We start from the raw sequence: 19529 nt of genomic DNA on the forward strand, positions 1-19529 counted from the left end.
TCGCCCTGGCGCGTCACCGGGGCAGGCGACGTGACAAACGCATCCGGTGAGGACTCGACGCTCAGCGCTCGGGCGACGGGGCGAGCCGGTACAGCACCTGCGGACGGCCGCGCTTGCCGTAGCGATGCGAGAGATGGATGACGCCGGTCTCGACCAGGTGCGTCAGGTAACGGTTCGCGGTCGCGCGAGAGATACCGCAGGCCGTGGCGACCTCGGCTCCGGTCAGGGCGATGACCGGGTCGAGGGCGGCGATGACCTGCGCGAGCGTCGGCGCGGCGAGACCTTTCGGCAGCGCGTCGTGGTCGCCACCACCCGGCATCCGTCCCGCTTGCCGGTGCGATCCGGATGACGCAGGCGGGGTGGTTCGGATGGTGCCGGTCGACAGCAGCCGGTCGATCTCACCCTGCGCCAGAAGCGCGTCGCGGTCGTTGGTGACGAGCCGCCGCTCGCGGTCTGCCGCATAGCGTTCCAGCCGCTCGCGCAGCGCGGCCTGCGTGAAGGGCTTGACGAGATAGCCGACGACACGCGCCGCGAGAGCCTGACGCACGGTGGTCTGATCCTGCGACGAGCTGATGACCAGCACGTCGGGCCCGTCGTCACCGAGAGTACGCAACCGGTGGAGCACCTCGATCCCGCTGATGCCGGGCAAGCGCATGTCGAGCAGCATCAGATCGACGCCGGACCGGCTGCGTTCGAGAGCCGCTTCACCGGTGCCCGCGGTCGCGACGACGACGAACCCCGGGGTGTCGGAGACGAATCCCGCGTGGAGGGCGCGCGCACCGCGGTCGTCGTCGACGACGAGGACCCGGATCGGTCCGGTCATCGCGCAGCCTCCAGCTCGAAAGCGAATCGCGCTCCCCCGAGCGGCGAGCGTCCGACCTCGACCGACCCCGTTCGGGCCGTGACGATCCGGCGTACGACATCCAGTCCCAGCCCGCGCCCGAGCCCCGTCGTGTCGGTCTTCGAGGAGTAGCCGGCCGCGAAGATACGCCGTGCGACGCGCGGCTCGACTCCGGGACCGTCATCGTCGACCGAGCCCACGATGCGCGAGCCATGATTCCGCAGCGAGCAGACCACGTTCGCGGCGCCCGCCTCGGCCGCGTTGCGGCAGAGGTTCGACACGACCGACACAATGCCCTCGTCGATGTCGAAACCGCGGCCGAGGTCGAGGTCGAAGCGCACCCGAGCCCCGATCTCCTGCAGCTCGGCGCGTACCGTCGGGATCATCGCGGCGAGCACCGGCTGGTCGTCGCCTGCCTCGTCGCCGCCCGGGTCCACGGGGCGGCGGACGCTCGCGATCTCTTCGATGTATCCGCGAGCCTCGTCGGTGTCGCCGCGCGACAACAGGCCGTGGATGACATGCAGCCGGGTGCTGAACTCATGCGACTGCTCGCGCAGCGCTGTCGCGGTGCGGCGCATCTGGGCGTGCTCGGCCGCGATGACATCCATGCGGCGGAACCGGCGCTCGACTGCGGCGGTCAGGATCGAACTCGCCAGGGTCGCGACCACGAGCGCACCGATGGCCCAGGCCAGCAGGGCGCCGACGGCCTCGTCGAGCTCGCCGGCGATCTGCGACTCGAGCACCCCCACAGCCACCATCCCGATGGGCGTTCCGTCGGCGCCGCGCACCGGCACTTTGGCGCGCAGCGACGGCCCCGACGCGCCGACTTCCGTGCCGACGAACGTCTCGCCCGCGAGCACGGAAGCGTTGGCGGTCTCGACCTGCACGCCGCGTTCGGACGCGAGAGGGTGGGTGATCCGCACGCCCTCGTCGTCGGTGATGACGACGTAGTAGACGCCGGCCGCCTCGCCCACGAGCTCGGCGATCGGCTGCAGGATCGCGGTCGCCGGCGCGAGATCGGCCGCGTCGGCGAGCACGCTCGGCGACCCCGCGCTCATCGCTCCGGCCACGGCTTCGCGCACCTCCGGAAGGTCGGCGAGACTCGAGGCCACCTCGAGCACGCGTTCGGTCGTCGCCTCCCGGATCGTGCGCTCCTGCGCCGCGAGGGAGATGGCCACGCTGGCCGACAGTGCCGCGAGCGTCACGACCGACGGGAGCACGAGCAGCACGAGACGCGCGGCAGACGCTCTCACCGTGAACGGCATCCTGTCCACTTCCTCGTGCGATCGGACACTGTCGGGCCGTGCCCGTGCGCATCTATGAGAACAAATCCCGCCACGCTCGGGGACGGCTCAGCGAAGTGCCATCCTAATTCGATCTCGCGGAGACGACGATGTCCGCGCGAATGGAGTGATCATGACGCATAGCGCGACAGACGCCGGCGCGCGCCCGGCGCACCGCGGCCGCACGCTCGCGGCCCGCATCATCGGGGGCGCCGTCGCGGCGGCCGCCATTGCGACCGCCGCGGTCGGCTCGGTCACCTCGGCCGCCACCGGCCAGGAGATCAATGCCTCGATGACGATCATCGCCCCGGCAGCGGCCGGCGGCGGGTGGGACGGCGTGGCTCGTGAGCTGCAGCAGGCGCAGAAGGCCAACGGCCTGGTGAACAACGTGCAGGTGGTGAACATGCCGGGCGCGGGCGGGACGATCGCCCTCGGCAACGTCTCGGTGCTCGACGGTCAGCCGGGCAACATGCTCGTCGGCGGCACCGGGCTTCTCGCGGCGACGATCCAGTTCGACTCGGCCGCGAAGCTCGGCGATGTGACCCCGCTCGCAGTTGTCGTGGAGGAGTACGACGTCATCGTCGTACCGGCCGACTCGCCGTACGAGACCCTCGACGATCTCGTCAACGCCTGGCGCGAGAACCCGAAGTCGATCCCGTGGACGGGCGGCGGGTCGTTCGACCAGCTCGTGGTCACCGACCTGGCGCTGGCCGCGGGCGTCGACCCGGTCGACACGACATACATCTCGTCCGACGGCGGCGGCGAGGCGATTCAGGCGCTCCTCAACGGCACGGCCAAAGCGGCAGCGGGCGGTTACCCCGACAACATCGACCAGATCGAGGCGGGGCGGCTGCGCGCGCTCGCCCTCGTCTCGAGCGAGCCAATCGACGGCATCGACATCCCCACCGCCGCCGAGCAGGGCTACGACATCTCGCTGTCGAACTGGCGCATGCTCGCGGCACCCTCGGGGCTCGATGACGCCGATGTGACCGCGTTGACCGAGCTCGTGCTCGACTCGGTCGCCACTCCCGAGTGGCAGGACGCGATCGAGCGCTACCGCTGGACCGAGCGCATCATCACCGGAGACGAGCTGACCGCGTTCCTCGACGACGAGGAGAAGCGCATCACGAACCTGTACGAGGAGATGGGACTATGACGTTCCCCCCGAACCCGACTGCGACCTCGGCCGTCGTCGGCGATCGCCTGAGGCTCGTCTCGGGCCCCGGCATCGCCGCCCTGCTCAAGGGGCTGACGATGCCGGTGATCATCGCCGCCTTCGCCACCTATCTGGTGGTGGGGATCTTCACGATGAAGGTGCCGGCCAACGCCGTGTTCCCCGGGCCGCAGTTCTTCCCCGCCATCATCGCCGGAGGCCTCTACATCTTCGCCGCGGCGCTCGTCGTCTCGGCGGTGAAGGAGATGCGCGAGACGAGCGCCGCACGGCCCGACATCGCAGCGGTCGCCGCCGACGTCATCGGGGGCGACGAACCGGATGCCGAATCGGGCGACTCCGGTGCCGCCCGACCGGTCCGCGTCGACGTGCGTTCGCTGCTGTGGGTGGTGCTGTCGTTCCTCGGCTTCGCGTTCCTGCTCGAGATCCTGGGCTGGATCATCGCGGCGGGGCTCCTCTTCTGGTGCGTCGCGCGAGCCTTCGGCTCGACGAGGCACCTCGGCGGGCTCGTCGTGGGGCTCACGGTGAGCTCGATCGCCTACATCGGTTTCGACATGGTGCTCGGGATGCCGCTCCCGTCCGGCATCCTCGGAGGGTTCTGACATGGATGTGCTTCAGCTTCTCGGCGAGGGCTTCGCCGGCGCACTGATCCCCGCCAACCTGCTGTGGGTGCTCGTGGGATGCCTCCTCGGCACGGCCGTCGGCGTTCTTCCCGGCCTCGGCTCGTCGATGGCGGTCGCCCTGCTGCTGCCGATCACGTTCTCGCTCGATCCGACGGCTGCCTTCATCATGTTCGCGGGCGTGTACTTCGGCGGGCTGTTCGGCGACTCGACCATGGGCATCCTCATGAACACGCCCGGCCAGGCCTCGGCGATCGCGTCGACCTTCGAGGGCCACAAGATGGCGCTCAACGGACGCGCGGCTCAGGCGCTCGCGACCGCGGCCATCGGCGCGTTCATCGGCGGCTTCGTGGCGTCGGTCGTCGTGGTCTTCGTCGCTCCGGCCCTCGCGGACTTCTCGAGCAGGTTCGGTCCGGCGGAGTTCTTCGCCCTCGCGGTCTTCGCGTTCGCGGCGACGTCGTCGGTCGTCACCGACAACGTCGTCAAGGGCCTCACCGCCCTGTTCATCGGCCTCGGCATTGCCGTCATCGGCATCGACGGCGTCTCGGGCGCTCCGCGCTTCACGATGGACTCCCCCAACCTGTTCGACGGCATCTCCCTCGTCACGGTGACGGTCGCGATCCTCGCCCTCGGTGAGGTCATCTACGTCGCCTGCCTCGAACGGCATACCTCGAACAAGGCGCTCATCAAGCCGACGGGGCGGCCCTGGCTGTCGCGCCGCGAGCTGAAGGAAGCCGCGCCCGCCTGGGCACGCGGCACCGCGATCGGTCTGCCGTTCGGCGTCGTGCCCGCCGGCGGTTCGGAGATCCCGACCTTCCTCGCCTACGGCCTCGAGAAGCGGCTCGACGCGCGGCGCAAGGACCCGCAGTTCGGCAGGGGCGCCATCCGTGGTCTCGCTGCGCCGGAGGCGGCCGGCAACTCCACGACCGGCATGGCGATGGGCGCGCTCCTCGCTCTCGGGCTGCCGATCTCGGCGACGGCCGCGATCATGCTGGCCGCTTTCCGCCAGTACGGCCTGCAGCCCGGCCCGCTGCTGTTCGACCGGGCACCCGACCTGGTGTGGTCGCTGCTGGCGAGCTTCTTCATCGCGATGATCGTGCTGCTGATCCTCAACCTCCCTTTCGCGATGCTGTGGGCGAAGCTGCTGCTGATCCCGCGTCCCTACCTCTACGCGGGCATCACCGTGTTCTGCGGTCTGGGCATCTACGCGACCTCGGGCTCGACCTTCGACCTGCTGATGCTGCTCGGCATCGGGCTGCTCGGGTTCCTCATGCGCGCCCTCGACTTCCCGCTCGCGCCGCTGATCATCGGCATGGTGCTGGGACCGCTGGCCGAGACCAGCCTCCGCGACGCCGCGATGAGCTCGAACGGCGACTTCTCCGTGCTCGTCCAGAGCCCGATCACGATCGTGCTCTACGCGCTCCTCGCGCTCGTGCTGATCGTCTCGGTGCGGGGTCGCGTCGTGGCTCGCAAGCGCGAGAAGCAGCTCGCCAAGGTCTGATCGAGCAGGCGACATGAGGAGGGCGGATGCCGCAACGCGCGGCATCCGCCCTTCCTCCGTCTTCCCGCCGATCACACCGACGCGAGCAGACGGTCCGCCGTGCGCAGCGACAGCGCCATCTGCGTCAGGCCCGGATTCGCCGACAGCGCACTCGGGAACGTCGAGTTGTCGCAGATCCACATGTTGGGGATGTCGTGCGACCGCCCGTCCGGGTCGACGACGCCGTCAGCGGGATCGGTGCTCATACGGCACGTGCCCATCGTGTGGGCTGTCCGCGCTAGCGTTCGCGTCTCGCGTGCGCCGGCGGCCTCGAGGATCCGCGTCATGACACCGACGGCGTGATCGTCGATCGCCTTCTCGTTCGGCCCGGGCGAGAAGCTGATCTCCGCGCGCGGGATGCCCCATTCGTCGGTCTCATCCGAGAGGATCAGCATATTGTCGTCCGACGGAAGACACTCGCCGTTGATCCCGATGCCCGCCGAGAACTGCCAGGCGTCGAGGGCGTCCATCAGGTCTTGTCCCCAGAGCGAACCGCCGCGCACGAGCGAGGTCGCATAGGTCAGGGGCATGACGCCCAGGCTCTGGATGAGGTAGCCGCCCGCGAAGTCGGCGCCGTCGGGACGCACGAAGTCCTCCGTGATCGCCGCCGACGGGTAGCCGCGGTAGCCGCGGATGCTCTCGTCGAACCGCCCCCACACCTGTACGGCGCCGTGGGCGAGGAAGTTCCGTCCCACCTGGCCGCTGGAGTTCGCGAGCCCGGTGTTCAGCAGCAGCCGCGGGGTCTCGATACCGCCGCCCGCGAGCACGAGGGCCGCGCAGCGCTGTCGGTACTCGGCTCCGTCGTGCAGGTAGACGACGCCGGTGACCCGTCCCGCGGCATCCTGCTCGATACGGTGCACCATCGAGTCGGGACGGATCTCGGCACCGTGCGCCACGGCGACGGGCAGATAGGTGATCGCCGTCGTCGCCTTGTAGCCGAAGCGGTCGCCCTGGTGGATGCCGCCGACGTCGATGCTGGCCTTGCGCTGACCGTAGTGCGGCTGCTCGCGGTCGCGGGTGATGATGGCTGCAGGCGCATCGGTCGCCGTGATGCCCAGGTGCTCGCACCCTCGCAGCACGAGATCTGCCGGGGCGTTGCGGCGGGTCGGACCGTCGAGGTACTCGCGCTGCGGATCCCACGGGTAGGGGGTCGGCCCGCTGACTCCGATGACTCGCTCGACCTCGACGATGTAACGGATGAGCTCGTCGTACTCGATCGGCCAGTCTCGCCCCTGTCCTGTCTCGCTGCGCAACGAAAGATCGCGGCGGTCGGGTCGGGGCGTGAACGCGCCCCAGTGCAGCGTCCCACCGCCGACGCCCCAGCCGCTGTTGTTCGGGCCGAAGGCCGTGGGGGTGTCGCCGCCGCTGAACCGGTCGGACATCCAGTTGATGCGGGTCGCCTCGCGCTCGTCCGGGGTGAACTCGTCCATCTCGAGGTTCGGTCCCGCCTCGAGCGCGACCACGCGCAGTCCGCGTTCCGCGAGCCTGCTGAGCAGTGGCCCGCCGCCGGCCCCCGTGCCCACGACGACGACATCCACGACCTCGTCGAGGTCGTACCGGCGCATCCCGGAGAGGTTCATTCGGTACGTCCTTCCGCGGCGCCGAGGCGGCCGAGTTCTTCCGGTTCCCATTCCTCGCGCTCGCCCGCTGCGAGCACGAGGTAGCCGGCGGGCTCCGGCCCGGTGCCCCCGGTCGCGAAGCCGGTGTAGCCCACGCGCGCCAGCGACGCCGGGTGCGACAGCCAGACACGCGCGAGATCGTTGCGGGCATCCTCGAACCACAGGCTCAGCTGATCGGGGGTGAGGACGGAGCCCGAGGGGGCGTCGCCGTCGATCACCCGTCGGATGACGGCATCCTGGGCGGCGGGCCCGCGCATCCAGATCGCGGCGAGCGCGTCGAGCCCGGCGCGATACGCCTCGACGTCGGTCGACATGCCGGTGGGGCGCCAGCCGTCGCTCTCCCCCGCCTCGACCATGCGATCGAGACGAGCAGCGAGATCGATCGCGGGTCCGTCGCCCTGGGGCACGATTCGGCGCGCCACGTCGCGCAGGAGGGCGAGCTGCTCGGGGGTGAGCGCTCGCGGATGGTACGCCGGGTCGTCGACGAGCGCTCGGCGAGAGAGGGTGGCGCGCATGGCGACATCCGTCCGCGACGAGGCGATGATCCGCGCCCACGACTCGGGAACGCGCGGGCCCCAGGCGGCGATGTCGGCCGCCAGGCGTCGGACCGCTGCTGCGAGGTCGTCTGTCGCGAGCGCTGCAGGCACCTCGTGCGCACGGATGCCCTCGGGAATCTCGGCGGCGTCGAGCACCGCTCCGGCGAGACCGAAGACACCGAGCGCTCCGTCGAGGATGCGGTCGATGAGGTCTTCCGCGAGCCCCTGATCGTCAGGGCCGGCCACGAGGATCCACGGCGTGGTGATCTCGGCGTCGGCGATGGCCTCGATCAGACCGTCAGCACCGAGAGCCGCGTCGACCGCGACCTGGCGGAAGGGGCCGATGGCGTCCTCTGGTGCGTCATCGAGCTGCGGTACGTCTCCGCGGAGCGAGACGACCGCGAATGGGTTGTCGCTCACGGGGTGACCATGCCTCCGTTGACGTTGAGCGTCTCGCCCGAGACGTAGCTCGACTCGGCTGAGGCGAGGAAGACGAAGGCGGGGGCGATCTCGGCCGGTTGCCCGGCTCGCTGGTAGGTGCTCTCGTCGTCGAAGGCCCGCATCTGCTCGTCCGAGACGCCGTCGCTCACCTGCAGCGCCGACCACGTCGGACCGGGGGCGACGACGTTGACCCGGATGCCGCGCGGTGCGAGCTGCTGTGCGAGGCCCTTCGAGAGGTTGTTGATCGCGGCCTTCGTCGCGGCGTAGTCGACGCGGTCGGGGGCGGGCTTGTACGTCTCGAGCGAGGCGGTGTTGATGATCGAGGCACCCGCCGGAAGGTGCGGCAGAGCGGCCTTCGTGATCCAGAAGTTCGCGAAGACGTTGGTGTGGAAAGTGGCCGCGAACTGCTCGTCCGACAGGTCCTCGAGCCGCTCGACGGCGACCTGCTTGCCCGCGTTGTTCACCAGGATGTCGATGCCGCCGAGGAAGTCGGCGGCCTCTGCGACGAGCGCGCGACATGCCTCGGCGGTCGAGATATCGGCGGCGATGGCGTGCCCGCGCACACCGGCGTCGGCGATGAGGCCGAGGATGCGGTCGGCGTCGCGCTGCTCGGCCGGCAGGTGGACGATCACGACGTCGGCGCCCTCGCGGGCGAAGGCGATCGCCGTCGCGCCGCCGATGCCGGAGTCGCCGCCGGTGATGAGGGCTTTGCGACCGAACAGCCGCCCGGAGCCGCGATAGGTCGCTTCACCGAGGTCGGGAACCGGCTGCATGTCGGCCTGGACGCCGGGCTCGGGCTGGTGCTGGACGGGCGGCTCGACCCGGTCGTATCGGGTCACCGGGTTGTCGAAGGTGTACTGATCGCTGTGCTCCACGGGCTCACGGTAGGTCTCGGCCGAAACTCGGCGCGAACGCTTGCCAAAAGTCAAGGGAGGGGCGTAAAGCGGATCACCGGCCGACGCCCTGCGGACCCGCCTTGCGGCGTCAGGGCTGCGGCGACCCCGTGACGAGCGCGATCGCCGTGCCGACAGCGTCCGCCGCGCCGGCGGCATCCACGCGGGCGAGGGCGAAGGCCGAGACGACCAGCCCGGTGCACGCATCGGCGAGGACGGCGACCTCGGTCCCGTCGAGATCGGGACGGCGTGCGGCGACGCCCCGGCCGAAGGCCGCGCGCAGCTCGGCGCGGTACCCGGCGATCACCTGCGCGACGGCTTCGTCCCGCCCGATGGGGGCCGCCGCCGTGTTCACGAGCAGGCACCCACTCGACGCCGGCAGCGAGCTCGGCTGTCGAAGCGCGCCACGCAGTCCATCGAGGTACTCCTCCAGGGCCGCCGGAGTCACGTCCTCGCCGATCAGCGGCGCCAGCCGCGGTCGGATGATCTCGTCGAGATAGCTCTCGACGGCGGCATCGAAGAGGCCCCGCTTCGAGCCGAACGCGTGGTAGATGCTCGATCGGTTCAGACCCGTGACGCGCTCGAACTCGGGCAGCGGCGCGCCCTCGTAGCCCTGCTCCCAGAAGACGCTCCGCGCCGCGCGGACGACGTCGTCGCGGTCGTAGCTCTGCGTTCGGCCCATGCGCCGCGCCCCCTTTTGTGTATCGTTCAGTTCAGTATATATTGAACCAAGCGATACAGAAACTGCGGTGTCCACCGCCGGAAGGGAACAGCTCATGATCATCGCCGGTCTTGCGCTCGCGGGCCTCGCAGCGCTCATCCACGTCTTCATCTTCTACCTCGAGTCCATCGCCTGGACGAGCGAACGGGCACGCAAGACGTTCGGCACCGGAACGGCAGCGCAGGCCGAGGCCCAGAAGGCGCTCGCCTTCAATCAGGGCTTCTACAACCTGTTCCTCGCCATCGCGGTGTTCGTCGGCATCGTCGTCGTCATCGCCGGGAACCTCCCGGTCGGCGCGACGCTCGTCTTCACCGGGGCTGGTTCCATGGTCGCGGCCAGCCTGGTGCTCGTCCTCTCCGACCCCTCCAAGGCCTCCGCCGCCCTCAAGCAGGGCGTGGTCCCCGCCCTCGGCGTCCTCGCGCTCGCGCTCGGCATCGCACTCTGACCCGCCGTAGCGCGCCACCCCTGTCCGCGACTCCGACCGAGCATCGCGGCATCCGTCACCGACCCCTCATGAAGGAGAAACACATGACCCACGGAACCAGCACGCAGGTCCGTCTCGCACGCCGCCCCCAGGGCTGGCCGACGCCCGAGGACTTCTCGATCGAGCGCGTCGAGCTGAGCGATCCCGCGCCGGGCGAGGTGCGCGTGGCCAACGAGTTCGTCTCCGTCGACCCGTACATGCGCGGACGTATGAACGACGTCCGCAGCTACGTCCCCCCGTACGCCCTCGGCGACGTGATCACCGGCGGCGCGATCGGCCGCGTCGTGGCGAGCGCGTCGGACGACCTGCCCGTGGGCACCGTCGTGCTGCATCAGCACGGGTGGTCGGATGTCGTGCAGGCCGACGCCTCGACGTTCCGCGCCGTCCCCGAGGTGCCGGGCCTGCCCCTGTCGGTGCGGCTGCACATCCTCGGGATGACGGGCCTGACCGCCTACGTCGGACTCACCGCGATCGCGCACATGAAGCCGGGTGACACCGTGTTCGTCTCGGGAGCGGCCGGAGCCGTCGGCACCGCCGTCGGCCAGATCGCGAAGCTCCTCGGCGCGGGCCGCGTCATCGGTTCGGCGGGCTCCGCCGAGAAGGTCGCGCTGCTCACCGAGAAGTACGGCTACGACGCAGCCTTCAACTACAAGGACGCCCCCGTCCGCGAGCAGCTCGCCGCGCATGCTCCCGACGGCGTCGACGTGTTCTTCGACAACGTGGGCGGTGACCACCTCGAGGCCGCGCTCGACGTCATGAACACCGGCGGACGCCTGGCGCTCTGCGGCGCGATCACGGGCTACAACACCACCGAGAAGACCCCTGGGCCCGACAACATGGCCAACATGATCACCCGCGGTCTCACCGCGACCGGCTTCACGCTGGCCGCCTACCTCCACCTGGCGCCGGAGTTCACCGAGAAGATGACCGCCTGGTTCGCCGAGGGCAAGATCGCCTACGACGAGACCATCGTCGACGGCATCGAGAACACCGTCGACGCCTTCCTGGCGATGATGCGCGGCGCCAACACCGGCAAGATGCTCGTGCGGACCTCCGCGCGGTAAGCCCTCGAGCCGACCGAAAAGGCGGTGACGCTTCGCGCGTCACCGCCTTTCGCGTCGGCTCGACGGACGAAGCCGTCACCCCCGCAGGTGCAAGCTGCCGTCTCGCCACTCGGCCGAGCGGAGGTCGTCGATCCGGGCGTCGACGACGGCGGTACCGAGATGGTCCCCCACGCCGACGACCCATCCCGCTCCGGCGGCGCGAGCCGAACGCACGCCGGCCTCGGCATCCTCGAACACGACGCATCGCGCAATGTCGACGCCGAGCAGCGCGGCGCCGGCGAGGTAGGGCTCAGGGTCGGGCTTACCGCGACCGACGTCCTCCGCCGCAACGAGCGCGGACGGGACGGGATGCCGTGCGGCCGCGAGTCGCCGGCGCGCCAGCTCGCGCGTGGCCGAGGTCACCACGGCCCACATCCCCGACGGGATGCGCGAGGTCAGGGCGACCGAGCCGGGGATCGGCTCCGTCAGCGCGGCGGATGCGACCTCCGCCTCATCGAGAGCGGCGACGGCCTCGTCGCGCAGCCCTGCCGCCACGAGCGTCGCGACGGTGTCGGCGGCGCGCACCCCGTGCTCGATCTGCGTGCGGAAGTCGAACCCCGGGGCGTACCGCGTCGCCCAGGCGTCCCAGGCGGTGGCGGCGGCCTCGAGCGAGTCGACGAGCACGCCGTCGCAGTCGAACAGCACGGCACTCGGAGTGATGGCGGTCACAGGAGGCTCCAGGGAGGAGGATGCCGCCGGGGCGGACCCCGGCGGCATCGATTCGGTTCAGCGGGACGTGGCTGCGGGGGCCGGAGTCGCGTCGGCCTCGGCTTCCGCCGCCTTCCGCCGGTCGCGACCGCGCAGGGCGAAGGTCGTGCCGTAGAGCGCGACGAGGGCGACAGCGAGCGCGACGATGACGGCGATCTGCCCGCCGGCACCGGAGACGCCACCGAGGATCAGGCCGAAGACGCCGTAGTCCGAGTCGGAGAAGGTCGAGTTCGAGAACCCGATGTCGCCGAGGACCGGCAGCAGGAACAGCGGCAGGAAGGTGATCGCCACGCCGTTGGCGAAGGCTCCGAGGACGGCGCCCCGGCGACCGCCGACGGCGTTGCCGATCACGCCCGAGGCGGCACCCGTCATGAAGTGCGCCACGACGCCGGGGATGATGATCGCTGTGCCGAGCGCTGCCATCCCGAGCATGCCGACGATGCCGCCGACGAAGCTCGCGAGGAACCCGATGAGCACGGCGTTAGGAGCGAAGGGGAAGACGATCGGCACGTCGAGCGCGGGCTTGGCGTTCTTCACGAGCTTCTCGGAGATGCCCTTGAAGGCGGGCACGATCTCGGCGAGCACGACGCGCACGCCGGCGAGGATGATGAAGACGCCGGCCGAGAACGTCGCGGCCTGCAGAGCGAGGAAGACGATGAAGTTCTGTCCGTTCGACAGCTCCCCCTCGATGTACGCGGCCCCCGCGAACAGCCCGACGATGACGTAGATCACGGCCATCGAGAGCGCGACGATCACGGTCGTGTCGCGGAGGAAGCCGAGCCCGCTGGGGAACGAGATCTCCTCGGTCGACTTCGAACGTCCCTTGCCTCGGGTGATCAGGGCGACGAGACCGCTGAGGGCGACGCCGGCGCCGCCGGTGTGCCCGAGGGCGACGTCATCGCTGCCGGTCACGCGGCGCATGAAGGGCTGGACGAGAGCAGGCGAGACCACCATGTAGATGCCCTGTGCGATCGACCCCCAGAGCACGACGGCCCACGGCTCGAAGCCGGCGACCCCGAGGATGACGGCGAACATGGCCGCGATGTAGAACGCGACGTGACCCGACAGGTAGATGTACTTGAAGCGTGTGGTCGCCGCCAGCACGATGTTGACGATCATGCCGAAGAAGAAGATGAGCGCGGCGGCGGAGCCGTAATCGAGCAGCACCTGGGCGACGATGGCCTCGTTGTTGGGGACGACGCCCTGCACGTTGAACGCGTGCTGGAACATCGCACCGAACGGATCGAGCGAGCCGACCACGACGCCGGCGCCGGCGGCCAGCACGAGGAAGCCGACCAGGGTGCGGATCGTGCCCTTGAGGACGTCGCTGAACGACTTCCCCTGCACGGCGAGACCGATCAGGGCGATGAGCGCGACGATGACCGCCGGCTGGGTGAAGATGTCGAGCAGGACATCGATGACAGCATCCATCGCGGATGCTCCTTTCGTCGGTGAAAGCGTCGGGTGGAGAGCGGGAGGGTCGGTCGGGTCAGGAGTGCCGCTTGACGGCCTCATCGACCTTCGTCCGGAGCTCCGCGAGGTCGATGATGCTGTCGAGCGCGACGACGTCGTCGCCGAGGCCGCTCGCGGCCTCGGCGATGTCGCGGCCGACGAAGATGGTGTCGGCGTCGCCCCGGGCGACCGAGCCGAGGTCGGCGTGATCGACGGTGATGCCGGAGACTCCCAGCTCCTTCAGCACCTTCTCGATGTTCATGTGCACCATGAAGCTGCTGCCGAGGCCGGAGCTGCAGACGGCGAGAAACTTGGTCATCGGATGACTCCTGTCGTGAGGGCCGCGCGGACGTCGGCTGTGGTTCGGGCGGAAAGCAGAACTGCACGGGCGCGGTCGTCGCTGAGCAGTCGGGCGAGCTCCGACATCGTCGAGAGATGCGACTCGGTGTCGGTCGCCGCCAGGCAGAAGAAGAGGGTGATGGGGTGGGCCTCTTCGTCGTTCAGCAGAACGGCGGGGTCGACCCAGAGCGCGGAGAGTCCCGTGCGCACGACACCCTTCTCGGGGCGGGTGTGGGCCAGCGCGATGCCGAACCCGAGATCGATGTAGGTGCCGCCGCCGGCGATCGACTCGATCATCGCGTCGATGTACGAGCGCGTGATGGAGCCGTCATCGAGAAGCGGTCGGCTGACCGTCTCGATGGCCGTGCGCCATCCGTCGAGGTCGGTCGCGAACTGGATGCGGTCGTCGCTGAGCTGTTCGATGAGCATGGGGTCCTTCCGGTCAGACGCCGGGCCGAGGGCCGTGGAGCGTGAGGGAGATCTCGCTGTTCTCCGGAGCGTGGCGTGCCGTGCCGAAGGCGACCGGGGTGCCGTCGGCGTCGAACACGAGGGAATCGATGGTGAGCAGCCGCAGGCCGGCGCTCACCCCGAGGTTCAACGCCACGTCCGGCGCCGCCTCGTCGACGCGCACCGTCATGTCGTTGCGGACGAGACTGACGCCGTACTGCTCCTGCAGGAAGGCGTACAGCGACTGATCCGAGAAGTCACCGGTGTACACCCCGGGGTACCGGGCGTGCGGAACCCACGTGAACACGTGCTGGTGGAGCTGGCCGTTGACGTAGCGCAGACGGACGAGCTCGACCACGCCCTCCCCCTCCTCGAGTTCGAGGAGGCGGGCCACCTGGGCGCCGGCGGGCACGAGCTCCTGACGGAGCACGCGGGTCGTGACGACGTTGCCCGCGCTCGTCTGCTGACGGTGGAACCCGGTGACGACGTCGGCGAAGTGCTCCGGGTAGTGATCGCCCGCAACCGGCTCGGTGACGAACGTGCCGCGGCCGTGCTCACGAGCGAGCCATCCGTCCTGCACGAGCCCGTCGACGGCCTTGCGCAGGGTGATGCGGCTCACCGCGAACTCCTCGCACAGCTCGGGCTCGGACGGCAGCCGGTCGCCGACGGCCATCTCGCGGATGCGTCGCAGGAGTTCGTCGTGGACGGCCCGGTACTTCGCGGTTCCGGTTGCTGTCACCATCGGTCGCCTCCTTGCTGACTCGCGTCATTATGACGTCATGACTAATCCGACGTCGATCATGCCTGAAACCGGGACGTTCTGCAAGATTGCTTCGCTAAGTCATTATGACATCATGATGACTATGGAGAACTTGATCTCGACACCCGCCTTACCGGCCGACGCCCCGGACGCCACCGAAGCCACCGAGCATGACGTCGTCGTCGCCGCCCGCCTGCTCGCTGCGGATGCCGTGGAGGCCGCACGCTCCGGACACCCGGGCACCGCGATCGCCCTCGCGCCGATCGCGACCGCGCTCTTCCAACGGCACATCGAGCACGACCCCGCCGACCCGGAGTGGCAGGGTCGTGACCGGTTCGTGCTGTCGTGCGGGCACGCGAGCATCCTGCTGTACACGCAGCTCTTCCTCACCGGCTACGACGTCACGATCGACGACCTCCGCGCTTTCCGCACGCTCGGCTCGCGAACCCCGGGCCACCCCGAACTCGGCCACACCGCCGGGGTCGAGACGACGACCGGGCCGCTCGGGCAGGGCCTGGCCACCGCCGTCGGCATGGCCATGGGCCTGGTGCACGAGCGGGCGACCTTCGACCCCGACGCCCCGCGGGGCGCATCGCCGTTCGACCGGCACGTGTGGGTCCTCGCCTCGGATGGCGACCTGCAGGAGGGCATCTCGTACGAAGCCGGGGCCCTCGCAGGCCGTCATGGACTCGACAACCTCACCGTCGTGTACGACGACAACGACATCCAGATCGAGGGCGACACGCGTCTGACCTCGTCGGAGGACGTGGGCGCCCGCTTCCGCGCCCAGGGGTGGCACGTCGAGCGGATCGAGCTGGCCGCAAACGGCGACGTCGACGTCGACGAGCTCGACCGCGTCCTGGGCGCGCCGAACCCCGTCGGCAAGCCGCGCCTGGTCATCCTGAAGTCGCAGATCGCGTATCCCTCGCCCGGAGCCCTCAACACCGCGGCATCCCACGGCGCCCCGCTGGGGGCGGCCGAGATCGGACTGCTGCGCGACGCGCTCGGCACGCAGGCTGCGCCCTTCGACGTGAGCGAGGCGGTCCTCCACCGTTCGCGCGCCGCGCGAGCGCGCGGTGCGCGTCTGCACGAGGCATGGGACGAGGCCTACTCGCGGTGGCAGGCATCGGATCCCGCTCAGGCCGACGCGCACGCCGCTTTCCGGGCGCGCCGTCTGCCCGACGACCTCGGCGCGCGGCTCCCCCGCTTCGACCCCGGTACGGAGGCGTCGACGCGCGACGCTTCGGGCGCCGCCATCCAGGCACTCGCGCAGGCGCTGCCCGCGATGTGGGGCGGATCGGCCGATCTCGCCGAGCCCAACCGCACCGAGATCCACGCGGGCGGATCGTTCCTGCCCGAGGAGACGGGCCTGGGAACGCGAGCGGGCCGCAACATCCACTGGGGCGTCCGCGAGCACGCGATGGGTGCCGCGATGAACGGCATCGCCCTCGCCGGCGGTTGGCGCGTCTTCGCCGGCACGTTCCTGGTGTTCAGCGACTATCAGCGCCCCGCGATCCGCCTGTCGGCGCTCATGGGACTTCCGGTGACCTACCTGTGGTCGCACGATTCGGTCGCGCTGGGTCAGGACGGTCCCACCCATCAGCCGATCGAGCACCTGGCGAGCCTGCGCGCGATGCCCGGCTTCACCGTGGTCCGCCCAGCCGACGCGAACGAGACCGTGGCGGCATGGCATGCGATCGTCGAGGCGGACTCCCCCGCCGGGCTCGTGCTGGGCCGGCAGGGCGTGCCGGTGCTCGACATCCCCATCGATGACGTACGCGCCGGGGTCCGCCGCGGCGGCTACGTCGTGCGCGACGTCGCCGCTCCGGACGCCGTCATCATCGCGACCGGGAGCGAGGTCGGCCTCGCACTGTCGGCCGCCGAGGCGGCCGCCGCATCCGGCCTCCAGGTCCGGGTCGTGTCGATGCCGAGCCGTGAGTGGTTCCTGGCACAGGACGCCGCGTACCGCGACGCGGTCCTGCCGCCGTCGCTCCACGCGCGAGTCGCGGTCGAGGCGGCGTCGCCGTTCGGCTGGCACGAGATCGTGGGCTCATCGGGCGCCGTGGTCGGCATCGACGAGTTCGGGCTCTCCGCTCCGGCGGCAGATGCTCTGCGCGAGCGCGGCATGACGCAGGAGCGGGTTCTCGACGCCCTCCGCTCCGTCACCGCCCGGAGCTGATCGACCTCATCCCTCGACCCGACCGAGAAGGCGGTGACGCTTCGTGCGTCACCGCCTTTCGCGTCGGCTCGGCGACCGTCAGCGCCCCGGCGTCGCGACGGGGGCCGGGCGGCGCACGAAGAACGTCAGCACCACCGCCGCCGAGGCGATGCATGCGCCGGTGACGAAGGCCGTGTGCACGCCCGAGGCGGTCGCCGCGACGGCATCCGCCCCGCCTGCCGCAGCCGCGGCTGCGCCGACCGACATCAGCGTCACGAACAGCGCGGTTCCCGCGGCACCGGCGACCTGCTGCAGCGTGCTGACCGTCGCACTGCCGTGCGAGTAGAGACGCGTCGGCAGCGATCCCAGCGCCGAGGTGAGCAGCGGCGTGAAGACGCAGCCCAGGCCGAGGTTGAGGCCCATGTGCACCGCGATGATCCAGGCGATCGGGGTACCGACGCCGAAGGTCGTCATGCCCCACAGCGCCGAGGCGGCGACGATCATGCCCGGGATCACGAGCGGCGTCGGGCCGAACCGGTCGAACAGCGCACCGACGACGGGAGCGATGAGCCCCATGAGCACACCGCCGGGCAACAGCATCAGGCCGACCGTCAGGGTGTCGAGCCCCAGAACCTGCTGCAGGTAGATCGGCAACAGGATCAGCGACCCGAACAGAGCCGACATCACGACCACGACCAGCACGACGGCGAGGCTGAACGACCGCGACTGGAACGTCCGCAGGTCGAGCAGGGCCGCGTCGGTGCGCTGCAGCTTCAGCTGACGCGTGACGAAGGCGGCGAGCGAGAGGGCGCCGATGACGAGCGGGATCCAGACGGGCACCGGTGCGTGGCCGGTCGCCGACTCCCCGATCGAGCTCAACCCGAAGATCAGCCCGCCGAAGCCGAGAGCGGAGAGCACGACGGATCCGACGTCGAAGCGCGCCTCGCGCGTCTCGGTGACGTTCTGCACCCAGATCGCGCCGAGGCCGAGCGCGAGCAGCGCGATCGGCAGCACGAGCCAGAACATCCAGCGCCAGTCGAGCACAGACAGGATAAGACCCGACACGGTCGGGCCGATCGCCGGGGCGACGGCGATCACGATGCTGATGACGCCCATCATCCGTCCGCGACGGGCGGGCTCGACGACGTTCAGCACGGTCGTCATCAGCAGCGGCATCATGATGGCCGTGCCGGACGCCTGCACGACGCGTCCGGCGAGCAGCATGCCGAAGCCGGGCGCGAGCGCGGCGATCAGCGTCCCGGCGGCGAACAGCGACATCGCCGTGAAGAAGACGCCGCGGATCGGGAATCGCGCCAGCACATAGCCGGTCAGCGGGATGACGACGGCCATCGTCAGGAGGAAGCCGGTGGTGAGCCACTGCGCAGTCGCCGCGGTGATCTCGAGGTCGACCATGAGCCGCGGCAGGGCGACGCTCATGATCGTCTCGTTGAGGATGACCACGAACGCCGATGCGACGAGCAGGGCGATGACGGGGCCGGTGCGCACGGATGTCGTGCGGGGAGGGGCCGATGTCGGGATGGCGGAGGTTTCGGGATGCTGCTGCTCGAGTGTCACTCACTGATCTTATGGCAGTCTCTGCCACATTGGCGCTGTGCGACACTTATCTCATGGAGCGCGAACGCGATCAGGCCGCCGCGGTCGCTGACGAGCATCCCGCGGGCCTCCGGGAGCGACGACGTCAGGAGACCCAGCGCGAGCTGTCGGACGCAGCCCTCGACCTCTTCGAGCAGCACGGAGTGCACGGCACGACGGTGGACGACATCGCGCGCCGCGCCGGCACGTCGCAGCGCACCTTCTTCCGCTACTTCGCGACGAAAGAGGCTGCCGTGTTCGCGAGCGCCGACGACTCGGCGCGCGTCGTCGGCGACGCGATCGATGCCGTACGTGCGGGAGCCTCCGTGGTCGAAGGCATCGAGCGCAGCTGGCTGAAGCTCCTCGACCGCTTCGACGCGCATCCCGACGAGCACATCCGCGCTCTGCGCATCCGCCGCCTCGTCGGTTCGGAGCCGTCGCTCCTGGCCGTCGCGTTGCGCAATGAGGCTGAAGAGGTCGAGCAGCTCACCGACGCCGCCGTCGATGCGGCGGGGGCCGACGCCGATGTGCTCGCCGCTCGCGCGGCCGTCTCGACCATGGCGCTCGTCCTCCGGCTCACGATCGACGAGTGGGTACGTCGCGCCGAGCTGAACGAGCGCGCGAGCGTCCGCCAGATCTACCTCGAGATGCGCCGCGGCGTCGCGACGGTGGCCCGCGACCTCGAGGCTCATCCCCCGCATCTCGGCTGACCGACCCCGGCCTCTTGACCGAGGTCCCACTTCGGCCGGCAATACCGTCGGGAAACCCGGCTCACGTGGGACCTCGCGGTGGACCGATCCCCGCCTGCTAGCCTGGATCG

The 19529-nt window shown here is 70.1% G+C and carries 19 protein-coding genes; 7 read left to right on the plus strand and 12 right to left on the minus strand.

Going from position 1 to position 19529, the window contains the following annotated elements:
• Positions 1-61: 61 nt before the first annotated feature.
• Positions 62-823, minus strand: coding sequence for a response regulator (locus tag CBF90_RS06105; protein ID WP_088380158.1), 762 nt, complete (start codon positions 821-823; stop codon positions 62-64).
• On the minus strand, positions 820-2094 hold the full coding sequence (locus tag CBF90_RS06110; RefSeq protein WP_242435601.1) for an ATP-binding protein: 1275 nt from the start codon (positions 2092-2094) through the stop codon (positions 820-822). The genes CBF90_RS06105 and CBF90_RS06110 overlap by 4 nt, the downstream gene beginning before the upstream one ends.
• A gap of 163 nt (positions 2095-2257) precedes the next feature.
• On the opposite strand from CBF90_RS06110, the gene CBF90_RS06115 reads away from it, so the two are divergent.
• The 3 genes from CBF90_RS06115 to CBF90_RS06125 are packed head-to-tail and all read left to right on the plus strand — an operon-like array spanning position 2258 to position 5416.
• Entirely contained in the window at positions 2258-3280 is a 1023-nt protein-coding gene (locus tag CBF90_RS06115) for a tripartite tricarboxylate transporter substrate binding protein (protein ID WP_088380261.1), read from the plus strand.
• Positions 3277-3897: a tripartite tricarboxylate transporter TctB family protein gene (locus CBF90_RS06120; protein WP_023954948.1), complete on the plus strand. Its 621-nt coding sequence runs from the start codon at positions 3277-3279 to the stop codon at positions 3895-3897. The genes CBF90_RS06115 and CBF90_RS06120 overlap by 4 nt, the downstream gene beginning before the upstream one ends.
• 1 nt (position 3898) lies before the next feature.
• On the plus strand, positions 3899-5416 hold the full coding sequence (locus CBF90_RS06125; protein WP_088380159.1) for a tripartite tricarboxylate transporter permease: 1518 nt from the start codon (positions 3899-3901) through the stop codon (positions 5414-5416).
• 71 nt (positions 5417-5487) lie between these two features.
• On the opposite strand, the gene CBF90_RS06130 is transcribed toward CBF90_RS06125, so the two are convergent.
• From CBF90_RS06130 to CBF90_RS06145, 4 genes are all read right to left on the minus strand, one after another.
• Complete coding sequence (locus CBF90_RS06130) at positions 5488-7035, minus strand: GMC family oxidoreductase (RefSeq protein ID WP_088380160.1); 1548 nt, start codon at positions 7033-7035, stop codon at positions 5488-5490.
• On the minus strand, positions 7032-8030 hold the full coding sequence (locus CBF90_RS06135) for a gluconate 2-dehydrogenase subunit 3 family protein (RefSeq protein WP_088380161.1): 999 nt from the start codon (positions 8028-8030) through the stop codon (positions 7032-7034). Before CBF90_RS06135 ends, CBF90_RS06130 begins: the two co-directional genes overlap by 4 nt.
• The gene (locus CBF90_RS06140; protein ID WP_088380162.1) at positions 8027-8926 is read right to left on the minus strand and encodes an SDR family oxidoreductase; all 900 of its coding nucleotides are present in this window, start codon (positions 8924-8926) and stop codon (positions 8027-8029) included. Before CBF90_RS06140 ends, CBF90_RS06135 begins: the two co-directional genes overlap by 4 nt.
• 109 nt (positions 8927-9035) lie before the next feature.
• Positions 9036-9626 carry a TetR/AcrR family transcriptional regulator gene (locus CBF90_RS06145; protein WP_088380163.1) on the minus strand — a complete coding sequence of 197 codons (591 nt, stop codon included), beginning with the start codon at positions 9624-9626 and terminating at the stop codon, positions 9036-9038.
• Positions 9627-9720: 94 nt separating this feature from the next.
• Between CBF90_RS06145 and CBF90_RS06150 the strand changes: the two genes are divergently transcribed.
• Positions 9721-10110 carry a DUF1304 domain-containing protein gene (locus tag CBF90_RS06150; RefSeq protein WP_023954960.1) on the plus strand — a complete coding sequence of 130 codons (390 nt, stop codon included), beginning with the start codon at positions 9721-9723 and terminating at the stop codon, positions 10108-10110.
• 83 nt (positions 10111-10193) lie between these two features.
• Positions 10194-11213: an NADP-dependent oxidoreductase gene (locus tag CBF90_RS06155; protein ID WP_064955034.1), complete on the plus strand. Its 1020-nt coding sequence runs from the start codon at positions 10194-10196 to the stop codon at positions 11211-11213.
• A gap of 75 nt (positions 11214-11288) precedes the next feature.
• On the opposite strand, the gene CBF90_RS06160 is transcribed toward CBF90_RS06155, so the two are convergent.
• From CBF90_RS06160 to CBF90_RS06180, 5 genes are read right to left on the minus strand one after another with little or no spacing between them, the layout of a single operon-like run.
• Positions 11289-11921: an HAD-IA family hydrolase gene (locus tag CBF90_RS06160; protein ID WP_064955035.1), complete on the minus strand. Its 633-nt coding sequence runs from the start codon at positions 11919-11921 to the stop codon at positions 11289-11291.
• Positions 11922-11978: 57 nt separating this feature from the next.
• On the minus strand, positions 11979-13391 hold the full coding sequence (locus CBF90_RS06165) for a PTS ascorbate transporter subunit IIC (protein WP_088380164.1): 1413 nt from the start codon (positions 13389-13391) through the stop codon (positions 11979-11981).
• Between the two features lie 58 nt (positions 13392-13449).
• Positions 13450-13731, minus strand: coding sequence for a PTS sugar transporter subunit IIB (locus CBF90_RS06170; RefSeq protein WP_023954969.1), 282 nt, complete (start codon positions 13729-13731; stop codon positions 13450-13452).
• Positions 13728-14180: a PTS sugar transporter subunit IIA gene (locus CBF90_RS06175; protein ID WP_023954971.1), complete on the minus strand. Its 453-nt coding sequence runs from the start codon at positions 14178-14180 to the stop codon at positions 13728-13730. Before CBF90_RS06175 ends, CBF90_RS06170 begins: the two co-directional genes overlap by 4 nt.
• Before the next feature lie 13 nt (positions 14181-14193).
• Positions 14194-14940 (minus strand): GntR family transcriptional regulator, encoded by a 747-nt coding sequence (locus CBF90_RS06180; RefSeq protein WP_071917852.1) that lies wholly within the window; start codon positions 14938-14940, stop codon positions 14194-14196.
• A gap of 121 nt (positions 14941-15061) precedes the next feature.
• On the opposite strand from CBF90_RS06180, the gene tkt reads away from it, so the two are divergent.
• Positions 15062-17137, plus strand: a complete 2076-nt coding sequence (tkt, locus tag CBF90_RS06185; RefSeq protein ID WP_088380165.1) for a transketolase — start codon at positions 15062-15064, stop codon at positions 17135-17137.
• A 78-nt stretch (positions 17138-17215) separates the two neighbouring features.
• Here tkt and CBF90_RS06190 read toward each other — a convergent pair whose 3' ends face one another.
• The gene (locus CBF90_RS06190; protein WP_141097141.1) at positions 17216-18622 is read right to left on the minus strand and encodes a DHA2 family efflux MFS transporter permease subunit; all 1407 of its coding nucleotides are present in this window, start codon (positions 18620-18622) and stop codon (positions 17216-17218) included.
• A gap of 122 nt (positions 18623-18744) precedes the next feature.
• Here CBF90_RS06190 and CBF90_RS06195 point away from each other — a divergent pair, with 122 nt between their 5' ends.
• Positions 18745-19419 carry a TetR family transcriptional regulator gene (locus CBF90_RS06195; protein ID WP_036305885.1) on the plus strand — a complete coding sequence of 225 codons (675 nt, stop codon included), beginning with the start codon at positions 18745-18747 and terminating at the stop codon, positions 19417-19419.
• Positions 19420-19529: the final 110 nt, after the last annotated feature.

It is taken from the genome of Microbacterium sp. AISO3 (assembly GCF_002204305.1).
In the GTDB taxonomy this organism is placed as follows: Bacteria; Actinomycetota; Actinomycetes; order Actinomycetales; family Microbacteriaceae; genus Microbacterium; species Microbacterium arborescens.

Bases quoted from the DNA above. Each gene is read 5' to 3' on its own strand.
- CBF90_RS06150 (WP_023954960.1), top strand. From the start codon at position 9,721: ATGATCATCGCCGGTCTTGCGCTCGCGGGCCTCGCAGCGCTCATCCAC.
- CBF90_RS06130 (WP_088380160.1), bottom strand. From the start codon at position 7,035: ATGAACCTCTCCGGGATGCGCCGGTACGACCTCGACGAGGTCGTGGAT.
- CBF90_RS06175 (WP_023954971.1), bottom strand. From the start codon at position 14,180: ATGCTCATCGAACAGCTCAGCGACGACCGCATCCAGTTCGCGACCGAC.
- CBF90_RS06105 (WP_088380158.1), bottom strand. From the start codon at position 823: ATGACCGGACCGATCCGGGTCCTCGTCGTCGACGACGACCGCGGTGCG.
- CBF90_RS06145 (WP_088380163.1), bottom strand. From the start codon at position 9,626: ATGGGCCGAACGCAGAGCTACGACCGCGACGACGTCGTCCGCGCGGCG.
- CBF90_RS06125 (WP_088380159.1), top strand. From the start codon at position 3,899: ATGGATGTGCTTCAGCTTCTCGGCGAGGGCTTCGCCGGCGCACTGATC.
- CBF90_RS06180 (WP_071917852.1), bottom strand. From the start codon at position 14,940: ATGGTGACAGCAACCGGAACCGCGAAGTACCGGGCCGTCCACGACGAA.
- CBF90_RS06165 (WP_088380164.1), bottom strand. From the start codon at position 13,391: ATGGATGCTGTCATCGATGTCCTGCTCGACATCTTCACCCAGCCGGCG.
- CBF90_RS06155 (WP_064955034.1), top strand. From the start codon at position 10,194: ATGACCCACGGAACCAGCACGCAGGTCCGTCTCGCACGCCGCCCCCAG.
- CBF90_RS06120 (WP_023954948.1), top strand. From the start codon at position 3,277: ATGACGTTCCCCCCGAACCCGACTGCGACCTCGGCCGTCGTCGGCGAT.
- tkt (WP_088380165.1), top strand. From the start codon at position 15,062: ATGGAGAACTTGATCTCGACACCCGCCTTACCGGCCGACGCCCCGGAC.
- CBF90_RS06115 (WP_088380261.1), top strand. From the start codon at position 2,258: ATGACGCATAGCGCGACAGACGCCGGCGCGCGCCCGGCGCACCGCGGC.
- CBF90_RS06170 (WP_023954969.1), bottom strand. From the start codon at position 13,731: ATGACCAAGTTTCTCGCCGTCTGCAGCTCCGGCCTCGGCAGCAGCTTC.
- CBF90_RS06195 (WP_036305885.1), top strand. From the start codon at position 18,745: ATGGAGCGCGAACGCGATCAGGCCGCCGCGGTCGCTGACGAGCATCCC.